This is a genomic window from Streptomyces sp. NBC_01275, from assembly GCF_026340655.1.
Classification (GTDB): Bacteria; Actinomycetota; Actinomycetes; order Streptomycetales; family Streptomycetaceae; genus Streptomyces.
Map to the genome: position 1 here is coordinate 4,621,706 of NZ_JAPEOZ010000001.1, position 17,319 is coordinate 4,639,024.

18 protein-coding genes and 1 pseudogene are annotated in these 17,319 nt (G+C 65.5%); 5 read left to right on the forward strand and 14 right to left on the reverse strand.

The features are described from left to right. Positions 1 to 125 precede the first annotated feature (125 nt). On the forward strand, positions 126 to 485 hold the full coding sequence (locus OG562_RS20275; protein ID WP_266399766.1) for a hypothetical protein: 360 nt from the start codon (positions 126 to 128) through the stop codon (positions 483 to 485). A 784-nt stretch (positions 486 to 1,269) separates the two neighbouring features. Here OG562_RS20275 and OG562_RS20280 read toward each other — a convergent pair. From OG562_RS20280 to OG562_RS20330, 11 genes and pseudogenes are all read right to left on the reverse strand, one after another. Beyond that, positions 1,270 to 2,508 (reverse strand): tyrosine-type recombinase/integrase, encoded by a 1,239-nt coding sequence (locus OG562_RS20280; protein ID WP_266399768.1) that lies wholly within the window; start codon positions 2,506 to 2,508, stop codon positions 1,270 to 1,272. A 10-nt stretch (positions 2,509 to 2,518) separates the two neighbouring features. Next, complete coding sequence (locus OG562_RS20285) at positions 2,519 to 2,770, reverse strand: excisionase family DNA-binding protein (protein WP_266399770.1); 252 nt, start codon at positions 2,768 to 2,770, stop codon at positions 2,519 to 2,521. Further along, positions 2,763 to 4,052 (reverse strand): replication initiator, encoded by a 1,290-nt coding sequence (locus OG562_RS20290; RefSeq protein WP_266409417.1) that lies wholly within the window; start codon positions 4,050 to 4,052, stop codon positions 2,763 to 2,765. The genes OG562_RS20285 and OG562_RS20290 overlap by 8 nt, the downstream gene beginning before the upstream one ends. Positions 4,053 to 4,213: 161 nt before the next feature. Further along, a complete protein-coding gene (locus OG562_RS20295; RefSeq protein WP_266399772.1) occupies positions 4,214 to 4,459 on the reverse strand; it encodes a SpdD protein in 246 nt (81 codons plus the stop codon). A 32-nt stretch (positions 4,460 to 4,491) separates the two neighbouring features. Further along, entirely contained in the window at positions 4,492 to 4,677 is a 186-nt protein-coding gene (locus tag OG562_RS20300; protein WP_266399774.1) for a hypothetical protein, read from the reverse strand. Between the two features lie 16 nt (positions 4,678 to 4,693). Then, complete coding sequence (locus OG562_RS20305) at positions 4,694 to 4,885, reverse strand: mobile element transfer protein (protein ID WP_266399775.1); 192 nt, start codon at positions 4,883 to 4,885, stop codon at positions 4,694 to 4,696. Between the two features lie 2 nt (positions 4,886 to 4,887). Next, positions 4,888 to 5,073, reverse strand: coding sequence for a hypothetical protein (locus tag OG562_RS20310; RefSeq protein ID WP_266399776.1), 186 nt, complete (start codon positions 5,071 to 5,073; stop codon positions 4,888 to 4,890). A gap of 3 nt (positions 5,074 to 5,076) precedes the next feature. After that, positions 5,077 to 5,718, reverse strand: coding sequence for a DUF2637 domain-containing protein (locus tag OG562_RS20315; RefSeq protein WP_266399777.1), 642 nt, complete (start codon positions 5,716 to 5,718; stop codon positions 5,077 to 5,079). Positions 5,719 to 5,800: 82 nt separating this feature from the next. Then, a pseudogene (locus tag OG562_RS20320) lies at positions 5,801 to 7,180 on the reverse strand (FtsK/SpoIIIE domain-containing protein). After that, positions 7,180 to 7,536 carry a hypothetical protein gene (locus OG562_RS20325; RefSeq protein ID WP_266399778.1) on the reverse strand — a complete coding sequence of 119 codons (357 nt, stop codon included), beginning with the start codon at positions 7,534 to 7,536 and terminating at the stop codon, positions 7,180 to 7,182. The pseudogene OG562_RS20320 and the gene OG562_RS20325 overlap by 1 nt, the downstream one beginning before the upstream one ends. Before the next feature lie 168 nt (positions 7,537 to 7,704). Further along, positions 7,705 to 8,493 carry a GntR family transcriptional regulator gene (locus OG562_RS20330; RefSeq protein WP_266399779.1) on the reverse strand — a complete coding sequence of 263 codons (789 nt, stop codon included), beginning with the start codon at positions 8,491 to 8,493 and terminating at the stop codon, positions 7,705 to 7,707. 109 nt (positions 8,494 to 8,602) lie between these two features. Here OG562_RS20330 and OG562_RS20335 point away from each other — a divergent pair, with 109 nt between their 5' ends. The 3 genes from OG562_RS20335 (at position 8,603) to OG562_RS20350 (ending at position 10,375) form a co-directional block, all read left to right on the forward strand. Continuing rightward, positions 8,603 to 9,010, forward strand: coding sequence for an NUDIX hydrolase (locus OG562_RS20335; protein WP_266409419.1), 408 nt, complete (start codon positions 8,603 to 8,605; stop codon positions 9,008 to 9,010). Between the two features lie 46 nt (positions 9,011 to 9,056). Beyond that, positions 9,057 to 9,485: an ATP-binding protein gene (locus OG562_RS20340; protein WP_266399780.1), complete on the forward strand. Its 429-nt coding sequence runs from the start codon at positions 9,057 to 9,059 to the stop codon at positions 9,483 to 9,485. 407 nt (positions 9,486 to 9,892) lie between these two features. Beyond that, positions 9,893 to 10,375, forward strand: coding sequence for a hypothetical protein (locus OG562_RS20350; RefSeq protein WP_266399782.1), 483 nt, complete (start codon positions 9,893 to 9,895; stop codon positions 10,373 to 10,375). A gap of 40 nt (positions 10,376 to 10,415) precedes the next feature. Here OG562_RS20350 and OG562_RS20355 read toward each other — a convergent pair whose 3' ends face one another. Next, complete coding sequence (locus OG562_RS20355; RefSeq protein ID WP_266399783.1) at positions 10,416 to 12,236, reverse strand: IS481 family transposase; 1,821 nt, start codon at positions 12,234 to 12,236, stop codon at positions 10,416 to 10,418. Positions 12,237 to 12,837: 601 nt separating this feature from the next. Here OG562_RS20355 and OG562_RS20360 point away from each other — a divergent pair. Then, positions 12,838 to 14,304, forward strand: a complete 1,467-nt coding sequence (locus tag OG562_RS20360) for a hypothetical protein (protein WP_266399784.1) — start codon at positions 12,838 to 12,840, stop codon at positions 14,302 to 14,304. 721 nt (positions 14,305 to 15,025) lie between these two features. Here OG562_RS20360 and OG562_RS20365 read toward each other — a convergent pair. Both OG562_RS20365 and OG562_RS20370 read right to left on the reverse strand, forming a co-directional pair. Next, entirely contained in the window at positions 15,026 to 16,234 is a 1,209-nt protein-coding gene (locus tag OG562_RS20365; protein ID WP_266399785.1) for a hypothetical protein, read from the reverse strand. A gap of 2 nt (positions 16,235 to 16,236) precedes the next feature. Further along, positions 16,237 to 16,719, reverse strand: coding sequence for a DUF4365 domain-containing protein (locus tag OG562_RS20370; RefSeq protein ID WP_266399786.1), 483 nt, complete (start codon positions 16,717 to 16,719; stop codon positions 16,237 to 16,239). Positions 16,720 to 17,319 lie beyond the last annotated feature (600 nt).

The following is a 17,319-nucleotide window of genomic DNA, read 5'->3' on the forward strand; positions in this document are numbered from 1 at the left end:
CATCATCACCCCCGTGACACATCACGCGAACACGGACAGTGACGGGCCGTGCTTGCTCGGAGAGATAGTGCCATGGCACATTCACCACACCAGCCGAGAAGCGCTCGGCAGGGGGAGGGAAGATCATGAACAAGACCGCGAACAGGAATATGGCAAAGCTGCCCAAGTACATTCTCAGGAAGTACATCCCTGGGGAAACATGGCCGGGTGAGGGTGCGCCGGGACTCTCTCAGTTTGTCGGCGATGAGGTATTCGCGGGAGACATGAAGCAGTGGTTCAATCGCCAGCCGTGGTCCAAGATGCCGCCCTCAGCGCTTGACGCCAAGACAAATGGGGAACTGGCTCAGCAGGTATTGGCCGTCATGATGAAGCACCCTGGACAGCTCGTGGGTGAGTTCGTGATCACTCAGGATGACACCGTGCTTATGCGGCGCATGGAAGGGCCGTGCACGGCAACAGCGGTGATAGGTCCCCTGGCTGTCTGACTGGGTCTCTAGTCCTACTCGCGCGCGCGTACGCATGTCATTACCGATCATCTTTGCGCTCTGCGCGCTGCTCTCTAACGAGAGCACGCAGCGCAAGACCGTGAAAAAGAGCGTTTCACGCCTCTGAGCTGCGTGAATGTCGTTTCACGCTCGTGTTCACGCTTCACGTTTCACGCCTCGATTTCACGGTGCGTGGGCGTGAAACGTGAACGTGAAAGAGGCACTTTTCACGGTGCTCACGTGGGGAGCGCTTCACGCTCGCTTTCACGGTCTGATGATCTTGAGCTGGGGTTCTGAGCCATTGGGGCCTAGGGCGCAACGCTTGGAGGAGCGGGCCGGAGGACCGAGCCGTACTCGGGACAGGTCTGAGGATGCTGTGTCATGCGGACGGCCTCGATGACGGTCGGTGGGTGTGGTGCAACCCCCCGTTGCGTGAGTCGCCTGGCCTATGGCTTGGGGCCTTGGTTCGGTGGCCGAACTATCTGCGTCCGACGTGGCCAGCAATGCGCTCGACGGCGTGACCCTTTTCAAGACGGCACAGGCTGATCCAAGCCCGCGCTAGACAAGTCGCTCTGATCGCCAGCCCTGCCTTGACCCACCGCGTTTCCGCAGGTCAAGCTAGGTCCGTCGCAGCATTTGGACGATACGCTTGGAAAGCGTGTTGGGGGCAACCCCTCACGAGTTCGAATCTCGTATCCTCCGCCAGTGCCTCACCGGGCACGATGTCGAAGGGCCCCACCGCTTGCGGTGGGGCCCTTCGTCGTTGTCCGTCTCAGTTTCCGTCTCAGTTGGTTTTCGGGAGCTCCCAAAGAGCGTCGCCGACTTGCTGGGCGACCTTGCGGAGCATGGTGCCGGTCACGTGCATGTAGCGGGCGCGCATCCGGGCCGCTCCCCCGGGCTCCCACCCCATGATCGAGTCGATCACGACGTCCGGGACTCCGAGGATCAGGAGCACGGTCGCGGCGGTGTGGCGAGCGTCATGGAGACGGCCGTTCCGGACGCCCGCGTCCCGCAGCAGCCGCTTCCAGACGTGGAAGTCGGTGTTGGGGCTCAGAGGTCCGCCGATCGGCGAGGCGAAGACGTACCCCTTCCCCTCCCAGTCGCCACCGGCCGCGATCCGCTCCCGCTCCTGGGCTTCCTGGTGCTGACCGAGAATCTTGATCAGCGGATCGGGCAGGCCGATGGTGCGCCGCCCGGCTCGGGACTTGGTGGACTTGTGCTCGCGACGGGTCTGCTCCTTCTTGGGGCAGTACCCCGCCTTCCGGCCGCACGGGTCGGCACCGCAGCCGTGCGCGTACCTGGGACGCAGCCGGTTCTTGCGGATGCGGACGTACCCCGCGCCCAGGTCGACGTCTTCCCAGTGCAGGCCGAGTGCCTCGCCTTGCCGGAGGCCGAGCGCCAGGGCGACGACCCAGCGCGCGCTGTTGCGGAGCTTGGCCGCCTCGACGAGAAGGCTCTGCACCTCTTCGATCGTGTAGGGCTCGATGTCCTCTTCTTCGAGGCGGGGAGCCTTGGCGATCTCGGCCGCGTTGGTGGCGACGTGCCCACGCCGGACCGCTTCGCCGAGGGCGACCCTGATCGTCCGGTGAGCGTGGTGGGCGGTGCCGGCGGAGCTCCCGGACGCCTGCATCTTCCCGTAGAAGCGTTCGAGGTGCTCCGGCTCCAGGCGGTCGAGCTTGTGAGCGCCCAGGCCGGGGACGAGGTGAACGCGTACGTCGACCTCGTAGCCGTCGTACGTGTTCTCGGAGACGTACGGCTTGGCGATGTTCTCCACCCAGTGCTCAAGCCAGGCCTGGAGCGTCCAGCCCTGCCCCGGCTTCCTGAGCTTCTTGTCGTCGCGGGCCCGCTCCATTTCGCGGACTGCCTTGGTCACCTCGGGCTTGGTCTTGCGCTCGATGTGGCGTCGGTCCGGCTTGCCGTCATCACGGACGCCGACGGTCACTCGTCCGTGCCACTTGCCGTCCTTGCCGAGGTAGATCGACGAGGCACCGTTGGGCTGACGGGTGCGGTTCTTCTCTGCCATCTCGTCTCCCTCAGGCTGCTTGGGCGGACTGGGTGTGCCGGGCGGGTTGGTGGCGGAGCTTCGCCACGTAGGCGGGCACGGCTTCGGCGGGGACTCGGCGCAGCCGCCCGACCGTGACCGACTCGATCTCTCCGGCGAGGACGAGCCGGAAGCACGTCGTACGGCCGATACGGAGGCGTCTGGCCGCCTCTTCGACGGTCAGCAGAGCCAAGGACGGGTCGAAGGGGTCGGGCCGGAGGGTGGTGACTTGAGGTTCAGCCATGGGTGGGCTCTCCTTCCGTGCCGGGGGCGGGTTCGAGGGATGCGGCAAGCCAGGCTTCGGCGTCGGAGAGGCCGGTTCCGGCGAAGGCCCAGTGGGCGAGGACGTATGTCGTCTCGGGCGCGTTGTCGGGGGCGGTGGTGGTTGCGGCTTGTACTCGTCGCCATTCGGCGCGGGCGGTGCGGAGTGCGCCGAGGGTGGTGGAGTAGCGGCGGGACTTGGTGGAGAAGTGGCCGCGGAAGCCGAGCATGTGAGCCCAGGCGCGCAGGCGGAGGTGTTCGAGATCCTTGCGTGCGCCGAGGTTCCAGGCGGCTCGGATGAGGCGGCGGGCGTGATCGCTGATATCGAGCTGGGCGAGTTCGGCGACGAACTTGAGGGGGCGGTCGAGTGCGCCCGTCGCGGCTTCCGCGCCCTTGGTGGCGTACTTGGCGATGTAGGCGGCGACGGCTCGTTCGGTCAGTTCCTGGCCGTTGTCGAAGTCGGCGGAGCGGATGGTGCGGACGTCGAATTGGCGGCCGAAGGCGAAGGTGTGAGGGCGGTCGGCGATGGTCGGGCCGTCGACGCGGACCTTCGCGGCGGCCGTGCTGATGGCGTCGGTGAGCAGTTCGGCGGTGGCCCAGGGCGGGGGCGGGGTGTCGCCGCCGGTGGGGCCGTCGAGGCGTATGACGGCGTGGAAGTGGACCGCGCCGCGCTTCTGGTACTCGGCGACCTTGGCGAAGGAGACGCGGGCGTGGTCGCGGAGATCGCGCTGAGAGAGGCCCGCGCGCTTGGCGACCTCCCGGCGCAGGTAGATCGAGAAGCGGCGCCAGAGGGGACCGGCGTGGGCGTTCCAGAGGACGGCGGCTTCGTAGTCGTAGGTGTCCGGGTTGAGCGGGGTGCCGAGTGTCTCGTCGTCCTGGTCGTGGTGGGTGCCGCAGCGGCAGGGGCGTCCGTCGGTGCGGCGGTTGTGGACCGGGCCGAAGCCGGGGGCGGTGAAGGTGGCGAAGACGCGGGGGTGGGTGGCGACGTCTTCGGGGGTGCCCTTGCCGCCGCGTAGTCCGGCGGTGATCAGCTGGAAGGTGTCGCGGCGGTAGACCTCGGCGCAGGCCGGGCAGCGGGTGGTGCGGCGGTTGTTGCAGCGGACGAGGAGTTGGCCGGCTGGGAGGTCGGTCGAGTCGAGGTGCTGGAGGATGCGGCCGATCTCGCCGGTGGCGGTGTCGACGTCGTATTCGGTGCGGTGGCCGTCGAGGCGGATGGGGTGGGTGCAGCCGCCGAGGCCGGAGAGCTGGCGGAGGATGCCGGGCAGGGTGCCGTGTGCGGCGAGGGCGGAGAGCTCCGGGAGTGGGGGTGGGGTGGTGCGGGTGAAGATGGCGGTCTCCTTCTGGCTTGCTCGGTCAGGAGTGACGGGCCCCGGGGCGGCCGGATGCTTGGCGGTGTCGTGGCCGCCCCAGGAGTCGGGCAAGGAGCTCAGCGGCGGCGGTGGTCGCGGAGCAGGGAGCGCAGGACCACGGCGGCGATGGCCACGGAGATGGCCGTGATGGCAACGGCGGCCAGGAGCGCGGTGAGGACGACTCCGCCGACGAGCACGGCCGTCACGGTCTTCTGGCCGAGAGAGACCGACGGGAGCGAGCGGCGGGCGGGGAACGGGCCGATCGGGGTATGACTGTGCGCGGGCGACGGGGTGGGGGTGTCCGGGTACTTGGGGAGGAACACGGGATCCCTTCTTGCCTACTCGTCTAGATGTGTTAGCCGTTTACGACGTCCACACCGGAACGCGTGCCGGACTCGATGGCGGGGGCCAGGAAGGTGTGGGAGAGCCAGAAGCCGAAGAGGGCGATCAGGACGACGATCCAGGTGCGGACGCCGAGGAACTTGACCGCTCCCCAGGCGAAGAAGCCGAGGACGACGACGAGCGGGAGGCTGACGGTCACGGGATTCGGGGTCCTTTCAGCGGGCGGGGCAGCGGTGGGTGCGGGCGGCGAGTTCGGCGGCGGCGCGGCTGTCGTAGTCGGCGGAGAAGTTGCAGCGCGGGGCGGTGCAGGCGGCGGTGTGCTTCTCGCGGCCCCGGTGGTCGTAGGCGGTGCCGACCTGGACAGGGCCTATGCGGGTGACGTTGCGGAAGCGGCGGTGGGCGGTCATGGTCAGTCCTCCTCTCGCGGGTTCGGGGCGGGGAACTCGGCGAGGATCCGGGCGGCTTCGGCAGGGTCCGAGGTGCGGTCGGCGGCTTCCTCGGCGAGGAGCCGGGCCAGTGCCCATCGGCTGCTGCGGGCCATCTCGCGGGCCGCGTCGAGGTAGTCGGCGGTGGTGTTGAAGTTGAGGAGGGGCACGGGTCAGCTTCCTGTCGGAGTCGGTGTGAGGTGGGCGGCGATGGCTTCGGCCATGGGCGCCGGGACGCCGAGGCGGGCGCGCAGGGTCGAGACGTCCATGGGGGTACCGGTTCGGGTGCGGTGGTCGGCGGCGACCTTGCGGGCGTGATCGATGAGGGCGGCTGGGACCGGGACGGCGGGGCGTTCTGGTGGTGCCTCGGCGGCGGGTTGTGCGGGCGGCTCGGGGGCGGTTTCGGGCTCGTCCTCCTGGTCCTCGACAACCGCGACGGCGGTAGCCGCCTTTGGTGCCGAGTGGGCGAGCAGCGTTCCGCCGAGGAAGGCGACGGCGGGCCAGCCCGCGACGAGGATGCGCAGCCAGGCGGGGACGTCGCCGAGGTCGAGCAGGCCGGCGGTGGCGACGTTCGCGCCGAGGGAGGCGGTGAGCGCGATGACGAACCAGCACCAGGCCGCACCCTTGGCCGAGCCGGAGCGCAGTCGACGCCAGGCGGCGACGAGCAGCAGGTCGACGGAGACGGGGTAGGCCCAGGCCTTCCAGCCGTCCTGTCCGGCCGCCACGGCGATGTCATGGATGTGCGCGAACGACAGCGCGGCGGCGATGAGCGCCTGGACGAGCACCGCGTCGACGCGGGCCAGTTGGGCGCGCATGGCGACTCCTTCCGGGAGCAGGCATGGGAGGGGTAGGGACATGGCGCGAGGCGGTCACGCCGACCGTGGGCGAGGGAGGTTGTCAGCCGGTGACGGGGTGCGGCTGGACGGCGGCGGGGGCCGAGGTCTCGACGTGCCGTACAGGGACGTCCGGCCGGAAGGGCTTCAGCGCGGGCAGGTCGGGCACCAAGTGGGCGGTCTCCCGGCAGATGTCGGCGGCGTCGCCGAGGGAGAGGTAGGGGGTGCGGATGCGGGACCAGCCGCCGGAGGTGTCGCCTGCGACGGCGAGGCCGGGACGTTCGGGAGCGATGGCGCAGGCGGCCCCGACCGCTTCCGGCGCGATGTCGCCGAGAGCCATCTTGGCGGAGGCTTCGTCGTTGACGCGGTGGCACACCCGGCCGGTGAGCTGGGCCCGCAGCATTGTCGCGCCCTTGCCGAGTTCGGCACCGAAGCGCTGCCCGCACACCTCCAGGTAGATGCCGGCCGCGCGGCCCAGCTGGGCGAGCCTGATGAGCTGGGTGACCATCTCGTCTCGACGTTCCTCGTCCTTCCGGGTGGCGGTGAGGAAGAGTTCTGCCACCTCGTCGACGAACAGGACGACGGGCACAGGCCGTTCGCTCTCAGGCAGGCCCCAGATGTCAGAGGTGATCTCCTCGTCCGGGGTGTCGGAGGCGATGCCCTGTCGGGCCTTGATCAGGTCGTAGCGATCCTCCATCTCCTTGACCAGGACCGGCAGCAGCTCGGCCGCTTCGTCGGGGTCGGTGGCGAGCGCGGAGAGACGCGGGGCGAACGGAGCCAGCTCGACGCCCCGCTTGCAGTCGACGCCGACAAGGGCGACGTTCTGACGGGCGAGCCCGGAGACCAGGTGCCGCAGGTACATGGACTTGCCCGACAGCGTTGCCCCGAGAGTGAGTTGGTGAGGCACGGCCCGGTAGTCGCGGACGAAGGGCATGGCGTCCTCCCGCAGCGCGACCGGCACCCTGAGGAACCCGCCCTCGGCCTTGCGAGGCATCCGCACCTTGCGCAGGACGTCGAAGCCGACCAGCCGCAGTTCGACCACACCGGGCTTGACGGTGGTGACGTACACGGCGTGCACACCCCAGGCGTGCCGCAGCCGTTCGGCCGAGGCGGCGACGTCGGCGGGTTCCTGGCCAGGGGCGAGGCGCAGCCGAAGCCGGAGGCCGGTCGCCGTGGGCCGGAGGATGCCCCGGCGGGGCGGTACGGGCCGCACCTCCCGTCGGGTGGTGACCTTGACGGCGAGGACCCGCAGCCGGGAGGGAGCGACGGTCAGGCCTCAGGCTTCCATGACGGAGGCGTACGAGCTGAGCAGCCGGACGGTGGATATCGGCCCGCCGCCCGCCGACCAGTAGAGGCTGGGGTGGTTGGCTCGGGTGTAGGCAGCCCCGCCGCCGAGCGCGGCGACAGGACCACCCACCTCCAGAAGGGTCATCAGGTCGGACATCAGGCCGTGGCCCCCATGACGGCCGGGAAGGCGGCTGGGGTGACGGCGGCGGCGCGGTAGGCGATGCCGTGACGCTGCTGCCCGTTGAACACGGACTCCCACGGCCGGGCGACCAGCCCCGGCAGCGAGACCGGAGCACCGAGGTTCAGCCCCTCGGAGACACCGCCTTCCGGGACGGTGACCTTGATCAGCGAGGACTCCCCGTCCTCGATGTAGACGACGCCGAGAGTCATCAGCGCCTCACCGCTGACGGCGTCCTTGGCGATCTCGCCGGTCTGCCGGTCGCGGACCTTCGGCTCAGGGGCCTCCGTCAGAAGGATGGTCGCGGCGGAGGTCTCAACACGGATGGTGCGCAAGGTTGCGTTCCTATCTACTCGTCTATACAAGATGCGATCTACGAACCCGATCTCGCGGGGTCGTGATGATCACCTTGCACACAACTTAGCTACTCGTCTATACGAGTAAGCGTGTTGGGGTGTACGAGTTCGGAGAGACGTCCCCGCGCACCACCGCCAGTCACCCGCTCAGGTCGCCGGGAGTTGGTACGACAGGACGTAGGCGTCTGCCGCCATGACCGTGTCGCAGACCTCGACGGGCCGTCCCTCGGCGTCGAAGGCAGTCCGGATCAGGTGGATCACGGGCACGCCGGCCGCCAGGCGGAGCGTCTTCACCTCGGTGGGCGAGGGCATCCGCGCGCGGATCTCCTCTTCGAAGTGATCGAGGCGGTGGCCCAGTTCTTCGAGGCGGGCGTAGATGCCGCCGGGACCGGGGTTGGGCTCGGCGATCGGCGTACCGCGCGCGATGTCGAGCGGGAGATAGGAGGTAGCGAACTCGACCGGTCGACCGTCGAGGAGGTACCGGCGTCGACGGGCGAGCACTCGCCGTACGGACCCGAGCCGGGCGGAGACGTCCGCGCTGGCCTTCTCCTCCTTCACCTCAAGACTGTCGACCTGGGGGTGACTGCCTGCGGCGTCGGCCTCGACGATGAAGGCGGACTTCCCTTGCTCCCGGTGCCGTCGCGCGAACCGGTCGGAGGCGAGCCGTCGCACGGGCGGACGCGGTCGGACGAAGACGCCCTTGCCGTGCTCGGCGTGCACGAGCCCCTCGCCCTGGAGGATGGAGAAGGAGTTCCTGACCGTCATGCGGGAGACCCCGTAGTGGTCGACCAGCTCGGCCTCCGAGGGCAGTTTCTCGCCCTCCCGGAACCGCCCGCGGTCGATGGCCTCGCGCAGGTGGTCGGCGATCTGCCGGAAGACCGCACGATCGCTCGTGGGGTCGAGATCACCGAGCAGGCCCGAAGAGAGAGCGCTCACGTGTACTCCTTTAGGTATCTAGACGAGTGGGCAAGTGATTGTTGCTACGGTGGAGAGCCTAGCCATCCCGAGAGGGCAGAGGAACGTGAGCACTGAGCGCCCGCACTCCGTGAGCGTGGCCGGAGTCGTCGTCGACGACCAGGGCCGGGCCCTCCTGATCCAGCGCCGCGACAACGGCCACTGGGAACCTCCGGGCGGCATCCTCGAACCCGAGGAGGCCATCCCCGACGCCCTTCAGCGCGAGGTGCTCGAAGAGACCGGCGTCAAGATCACGCTTCCCGCGACCCTCACGGGCGTCTACAAGAACATGACGGGCCTGATCGTCTCGCTTGTCTTCCGCTGCGAGGCCGCCGACGGCATGCCCACCACCGGAAGCGAGACCCGCGCACTGCGCTGGGCAACCCGTGAAGAAGTCTCCGAACTCGCCGACGAGGCGTACGCGATTCGCGTCATCGACGCATTGGACGCGGCGTCTCCGCCGGCCATCCGCGCCCACGACGGCGTGAAACTCGTCTAGTCCGAACCCGCTGCACATGGCGGCCTATCAGCATGAAGGAACTTGTATGCACGAGTATACGAGTATGGCGAGGGTCTGGGGACTGTCTTGCCCAGGTTTCCCTGAAGAGGTCAGCCGGGCCCGCCGCTGGACCCGGGACATCCTGCGCGGCTCCCCTTTTGCCGAGGACGCCGAACTGATCGTGAGCGAGCTCAGCGCGAACGCGATCCTCCACACGGCCAGCGGCCGGGAGTTCGGGACCTTCCACCTGGTCGTCGTGGTCTCGGACCGGGTAGTGGCGGTGTCGGTGACGGACGACGGAGGCACGGGAACGGCCCCGAAGGCCGAGCACCGGGACCAGGACGCCGAGCACGGCCGAGGCCTGGGCATGGTCGGCGCGATCGCCCACCGGGTCGTGGTCCACGACAGCGACGGCGGACACACGGTCACCGCGGAACTCTTCACGGACGTACGACGAGGAGCGCACCCATGCTGAGGGCCACGACCAGGAGCGGGTTCTGGTGCGAGTGCTGGACGGAAGGGTTAGACGGGCGGTGCCCGCCAGCTCTCTTCGGTTCCTTCGACGCCTACTCGGCCTACGAGGCGAACAACTGGGTGGCGACGATCCTCCGCACCATCTCCCCAGCCCTCGACACGGCCACCTCTCAAAAGGCGTGGACACGACTTCACGACCACCGCATCGACACGAGACGAGCCCTCCTGCGGCGAGAGCCTTGGTCGGTGTCCGTCACCCACGTCAGCACCCGCATCACATGGACAGTCCGACCAGCGCTCTTCCTGCCGATGGCACACCGCCAGGGTGTCGAACTCCCGTCCTGCTCACATGACTTCAAGCGCCGCAAGGGAAGCTGAACAGTCCATGATCTTCCCTACAGTGCTCGCATGACAGAGACGCACAAGGCACGGCCGGCCCCGAGACAACTCGACGAACTCACCGATGTGTACGACTTCCTGGAGGAAGTGCGGCTCCGTCCAAGCATGTGGGTCCGCCGCAGTTCGTTGCAGCACCTGGACTCCATGCTCACCGGCTACCGCGTCGCCCTGGGCGTGCACGACATCACGGAGCCGTTCGACTTCTGGAACCCCGGCGGCCAATGCCGCTTCTCCGACTGGCTGTGGCAACGACTGGGCCACAACTCCTCCTCGGGCTGGGCAGTCGAGATCGAGCGCACGGCGGAACAGGCCGGGAGGCCCGCCATGGAGGTGTTCTTCGAGCTACTGGATGAGTTCCGCGCCTCAGGCCATTCCGTCGGGAAGCAGGCTCACGGGCAAGCCGAGGTGAGCAGCGTCAAGTATCAGGTGAAGCCACAACGTCAAGCATCAACCGAGACACCACCCGTCACCACCGTGTCGGATCCCAGCTGATGCCTGACGTTCTGGTCCCAGGTGATGCTTGACGGTGGGCCTAGACAACATGGGAAGCCCCGTGGGGCTTGTTCGCTTTCACGTTACGGACCGGGACGTCGGTCGTGCGGCGGATCACCCGGACCTGGCCGTCCAGCTCGACAGTGATCGTGGAGTCCGAGACGTGCACGGTCACGGTCTGCCCTGCGTACGGGCGGCCGAGGGAGACGACCTGGCGGCAGACCATGACCGTGCCCACCGTGCTGACCCGCCGCTGTACCCGCACGGGCTCGACGGCCGGACGCGGTGGCGGTCCGGCCGGACGCAGGCCCCGCAGCCTGCGGATTTCCTCGCTGGTCAGCGGATTGGGCCGCACCCGAAGCAGTTCCCGCGAGGACAGGTCGAAGAACGACAGTGTTTCGTCGTCGATGCGGATACCCACCTGGCGGCCGCCCAGGATCTCCGCCGCCAGCACCTGGTGCCCGCCCAGGCCCACCAGGCCGCTGTTGTTCACCACCCGGTCCACCTCGAACGCGGCCCCGTCGCCGGCCGGAAGCGGGGCCCCTCCCGCCACGCGTCCACCCCGGACGGCCAGCCGGGCCAGATCCGCCACCGACAGATGCGAGCGCACGGTCTTGATCCGTGCTCCGGCGATCAGCAGATGGATCACCGAGGTGTCGGCCCAGAAGGTCACCGTCAGTCCTGAGCGGGCAGGCCCCAGCCAGAACTGTTTGCCCGCGACCTGCAGATTCCCACTCGCAGGCACCACTCGCTCGAACTCCACCGGCCCACCGGGCTCCACCAACACCGCCGCCGGGGCCAGCTCAGGCAGGCCGGCCGGCACGGACGCCACTTCGACCGGATCCGGCTCCGCAGGAGGTGTCCGCTGCTGCGGGACCAGCGCGAGCGCTCCGGGCACCCTCAGGCCCAGTACGTCCCGCTCCTGCTCGGGCACCGGGGTGAACCGGTCGGCAGGCGAGTCCATGTCCAGCGCCTGATGCGGCCGCGAGGAGTTGTATTCCTCGACCCACGCATCCAGCGCTGCCTGAGCCGCCCCGATGCTCTCGAACGCCCCGCAGTCGTCGAGGAGTTCACGCCGCAGCGTCTGATGGAACCGCTCGACCTTGCCCGTCGTGGTCGGCGACGCCGGCTGGGTGAGCCGGTGCGCGATCCCGTTCTCCCGGCAGATCCGGTCGAACAACACCTCACCGCCCTGCCCGAACCGGTCGGTGAACTGCTTTCCGTTGTCCGTGAGCACCTCTTCCGGCACCCCGAACGTCCGCAAGGCCCCAGCGAACGCCGAGCACACCGCCCTCCCAGTCGCCCGCTCGACCACCGACGCGATCACGCAGTACCGGGAATGGTCATCCACCCCGGTCACGACCTTGGCCTCGGACAACTCCCCAGTCACCGGGTCGACGAGCATCACCCCGCCGACGATGTCCATCTGCCACAGCTGCATCGGCCGATCCCGCTGCCAACGCTTGTAATCCGACCGCTTCCGGCGCCGCACACCCGGCTCCACCAGGCCATGCCGCACCAGGATCCGATACACGGTCATCCGCGATGGCACCGGGCTCACCGCCCCGGACCGCTCCAGCACATGAGCGATCCGCCGCGGACCCCACCGAGGATGCTTACGCCGCAGCTCGCACACGGCCGCCTCCACCTGGGCAGACACCTGATGCGGACACGACGCCGGCCTACGCGAACGGTCCGCCAGCCCGGCCAGACCGGAGGCCTCATACCGGGACTTCCACCCGCTGACCGTCTGCCGGGACACACCAAGTGACGCGGCAACCTCCGTCACCGTCGCACCCGCCAGCACCGCAAGCACAGCCCGGTATCTCTGCTCGACAACCGACAACTCCACCAGAGCCAATCCCGGCCTCCCGCCACACGCCGCAACGACGCGCACAGCAAAGCCGATCACGGCCACCGTCAACCATCAGCTGGGATCGAACTGTCAAGCATCTACCGGGATCGGACAAACCCGTCACCACCGACTGAGTTACAACTTTCTCTACTGGTTCAAGGCGGCTCGCTCCGCTCACCGCGCGCGGCCCGGCCCCCGGCCGGGCCTGCGCTCCTGTCTCCGCCCCGCTCCAGCCCGACCGGCGCCCGAGCCGCGCCACATCAATCAGCAGTCTGGCGTCAGAAGAGGGGTTCCTCGTGGCTTGGGTGATCGGCACCACGCATTAAGTGTGTCTACGCGGCACCTTTCGGGACCGGTCGTGCCATTCGTTGCCGGATCGTTTAAGAATGTTGACGCGACGGGTAGCGCCATCCCGGGTGGATGAGATGGTGCGGGCGGTCAGCCGAGGCGAGCGGCAGGTACGGCTGTTGCAGACAGGGCTCGTCTTCCACTTGGCTGGCCGATCCGTCGACAGGGGCTTTGCGGCAGGCCCGGTGGCTGAGAAGCGAGCGCTGCAATCTCCAGTGGCCAGGAGCCCGTCCCTGACATGCGACACGCCCCACTCCGGATGCAGATCAAGGTGACTGCTCCTACCGTGGAAAGGGATATGTATCGGACTTTTGGGGCGGATGTGGCCGGTATGACATACGCAGTAATCGAAAAGATTCGGCGAAAGACTGGACGCATCCTGGGGAATCTGACCTCCACGGAACGTGTCGACGGTGCCGCCACCCCCGCGGCGGATGAATACTCGCCGGGGCCCGCGGTTTGCCTGACTTGGGCTCTTCGCTCGACATGGATTAATCGCAAAGTCGAGACGTATAATTTTCGCGATGCAGAAATGGCTCATTGCCATACCAGTATAGATCTGAAAATTCCCCCAGAGGCTCCAGAGTCGACGCCAGATGAAAATGGAACTACCTTCCTCTTCCTGCCTTTGATGTGGCTGGATAAGAAGCAGTTGTCCATACAGTTCGACTTGCGCGACGAAGCCGGTTGCTCGCTACGGCGACTAGACGTAGCTGCAAGCACTTCCCTCCTAGGGGATGCCCTAGTTGCCATGGCTTCTGGAATAATCGGAAGGGATCTCGCTGGCAGCGATTTTCCTCGGCAGCTAAAAAGAATAGCCTCCGGGGAATGTCGACAGAAGCCCAATGATGTTTGGCGCGAATTGATACGGCCCAGCCAGTGGGGTTTGAGCCATCAGGAAGAAAATAGAATATTTGGCGATCCGGAATTCGAACGCTGGGTGAAAAACCTGACGGAAAGGCATCTCCTAATCGCGGTTTTGGAGGGCGCTAAAATTGGGCAGCAGCGAGTCCTCGGGGTTGACCATGACGTCCGAACCGACTGGGCTACCAGTTGGGGTCAAATGGTGGGAGTCTCCCCCTGGAGCCTACTCTTTTCAACTACGGCAAGTGACTGCACTAATTATCATTTTGAGGTCCTGGTTCCGGAGGGGCTGCATATTTGCCGGATTTCCCTGGTGCCCGATCCACCATTCCCTTGGGGCGCCCCGAGTACTCCCGTTGCTTATAGAGTCTGGGATGCGCACTACGGACACTGTGTAGCCCATGAAATTCCTGACGATTCGCGCAGTTACAACATGATCATGGACTTGCGTCCCTCGCGTAGCGGATGGCTGATCGCTGCTGTTTCGTCAAGCCTTGCCATTACTACGCTTATGTTCGTCTGCTCCTTCTTCAGCGGCCGGATCCTCGATCCAAATAACTGCGTATATCCGGAAACGGACATCCTTTTTCTGGTCACAACTCTATTCTTGGCTGCCGCCGCCGCTATCATAACAATCGCGGCGCGGGCAGGGGATCATCTCTTGACCTCTCGTCTGCTGTTCCGCTTCCGCTTCTCTATGTGGATTATGGTGGCCTTTTCTTTGGCTGCTGTCCTGATTTTGATCACGGTGGGATCTGGTGAGTCTCTCTCGCCCGCATTCTGCGTTTTTGGATTCATCTCTGGCTTTTTCTCTTTGTTGTTCCTAATCGCGCTCGCGCTTCCGCGGCCGAGGGATCCGTAATCTTATTGCCCAGCCCGCCCCTACTTCGAAGTTGTGGGTGCATACTGGGGAGACACATGAGGAGGTGCTCAATGAGGACCCGACGAGTGCGGTGGTTTAGACCGTCAATGAAGCCTGAAGATGCGGACGCGGTAATCGTGGCGCTCCAGGGCCGAGAAGCCCAGGTCGAGCACCCTCAAACGAAGGCCTCCACGGATGCCATGATCAACATCTTGCGCATTGCAGCGTCACGCGGGCGCCCCCGGGTTGAATGAACAGGCCAATCGTCGGGTCGAACAATCGGAGCCCGTCAAGGGTAGACATTCACCCAGGTCAGGCCGGTTCTAGCCCTACATCTTCTCAGCTTCCAGGCTGAGGCTCCCCGCGCCGTCGTCACTGGCTGACGGTTGGGGGTTGCTCATTTCGGCACCTCGAATGCGTGGCTGAGGCCGGTGGGGGTACAGCGAGGCACACGCGTGCGTGGCCAGTCGGCGCACCCGCCGTCGTGGCTGGCTGTCGTCGTCTGAGGTTGAAGCGGGCCCCGGATTCAGCTCTGGAGTGATGACCGCGCCGCAGCTTGCGACGCCGGGTAGCGAAGCTGTGAAGTCTGCCCCTGGCAGCTGATACCAACAGCCCCGGACGCCGGCGGCCAGCCCGAGCCCCCAGCGGAAGAGCAGCCGAGGACCACAGCCGGATGACCGACGTCGCCGACCCCGGTCATCGACCTGATAAGGATTTGTCATCAAAATAGCGAGTCTTGGCTGCCTTGCCCGACCGAGCTATCTGATGCCTCGGGCGTAATCGCCACTAGTTCAAGTATCTGCGGGTCATAAAGCCAGTAGTAGTGACCCTCCAGTTCCTGGCGGCCAGAAATCCTTAGTGCAAGATTATTACGATGGGCATCAACCGCCATGTCGTAATCGTCAACCTTGAGACGGACCCTCATTTTGCGGGCCTCAGTTCCGCCTAGAACGTCCAATCGTACAACTCCAGGGTTTCCTGGTTTTGGGCGTTCAAGTAGCGTAACCGTTCCCAGGACAGTGACGAATAGCGGATCGACTGTCGCTGCCAGCATATTCCCAGCTCGTTCAAGTGCCGCATAGTCTGAAGGAATAAACTCGAGCTTATGCCGCTCAACGGGACGCCCCGTGAATAGATCGTCGGCAGAATTTAGCTCAACCTCAACCTCGGCACCTTCTGAGTCTCTAATCAAATTACGGACCGCTTGAGTCAATTCGTAACAGAATCCTCGCTCAACATTCTCTACGAACGAATAGGTGGACCCGGTCTCCTTGAAATGATCAACAGCCTCACGCGCGGCTTCAAGCGCTCCTACCAGCCCTAGAGTGATCTCCCGTCCGGTATGCCTTCCAATAAGCGGAATCGTGTCACCTGGCTTGATTTTACGCTCGGAGAACACCTCGTCCGGAGGAGCATAAGCGGTGATCACGTAGCTTCCGACTTCAGTCTGCCCCATCAGGACCGAGTCTAGGAATGACTTCGCCAGAAAAGTATTAGCGTTCCCATAGTAAGCGGCTTTGGACTTCCGGGTTTTTGCCGCAACGACCATGGATTTATGCGCGCCGGCATGGAGATCCTCACCAGCACTCCATGGAATTGTCCCCTTTCGGGAGGCTACTTCTTTGTGAAACTTCAATTCGTCACCCAGGGCATGTAGAGTCGCAGCACGCGTCAGGATCGCACGAATCCTTTCATCACCCAACTTCCAGGCCTGCGCAACCGCTTGACTAAGCAGATCAGAGTAGTCGTCTGTTTCTCGATCCTGGGGTAGCAGGAGGCCGCCATTAGATCGATTGTCGGAATCCGACCCCGGCCGCCAACGGCTATATAGGTTGGCCTGGCCGCCGAATTTATGCCACCCACTTGCTTCGAGAGCAAGGGCAAGCTGCGCATCCGTCAGGTGCTCAGCAACCTCGCGGAAATCTGGCACCCTCACGGCGCACCTCCCTTGCCTATTCGCTCCATGATTGCACACAATGCGATGTCGTCAAATATTTGGCTTGTGGAAACTCTCACCGCCGTATATTTTTCGCCGGACGGCTGAACCCCCGTAACGCTCCGCCAGTATGCACAATGCCGCAATTGAAATATATCGTGACTGGCTTCAACCCATTTGGCAATATCTTCAGGCACAATCATGGCCACCAATATTCGGTGAACGATCACGTTGGGGCGTGCGAGAAGATTTAGACGCTCATTGGATAGATTCACCGAAACGAACCCATTTGCAGGGTTGGGTGCCGAGGTCCAAGTGCTCTTTAGTTGTATTTTCAGATCTATTTGACAGTCCGCTGTATGGGACTCTGAAGTGTGGCTCAGCTTCCAATCGATTCCGTCATCCGGATCGGGTTTGGCCATGGTGCAGCCAGCTGCCGCAGCGACTGCCCGAAGGTAGCCGTCCTGCAACATCTCCATCCGTTGCGTCTTGGGCAAGTCCCCCCGCAGCGGAACCTCCGGCACAGCGGCTTGAGCATCGAGCATTCATCCCCCCAACATGTCCCTAGATCACATGCTAGAAGCAAGTGGTCACGGTGGGTAGGGGGAGGTGCCGACACGGCTCCGGCGCAAGCCAGTTAGGGAGACAGCCCTGGATCAGCAAGCTCCCGAGGTAAGGCGCGAGCCCGGTCCCGTCACCCATCCCGACGAAAATGCGCCCTTGGGCTGGAGCAGCCAGCCCCGCCGACCTCCGGCGATCAAGAGTGCATCCGTCTCATTTTCCGTCTCATTCAGCACCGTTCACGGTCGTTCAACCGAGACCGAAGCCCGTAGCCGCTCCCACGGCCGACCGCCCATGAACCCAGGTGAACGCCCCCGCACGCATCCAGCCGTCCGACCACCACAGTTGGAAAGCGTGTTGGGGGCAACCCCTCACGAGTTCGAATCTCGTATCCTCCGCCAGTGCCTCACCGGGCACGATGTCGAAGGGCCCCACCGTTCGCGGTGGGGCCCTTCGTCGTTGTCCTCAGACCTCGTTGTCCTGGTTTTGTCCACAGGGGGCTTTCCGGTGATCCCCTG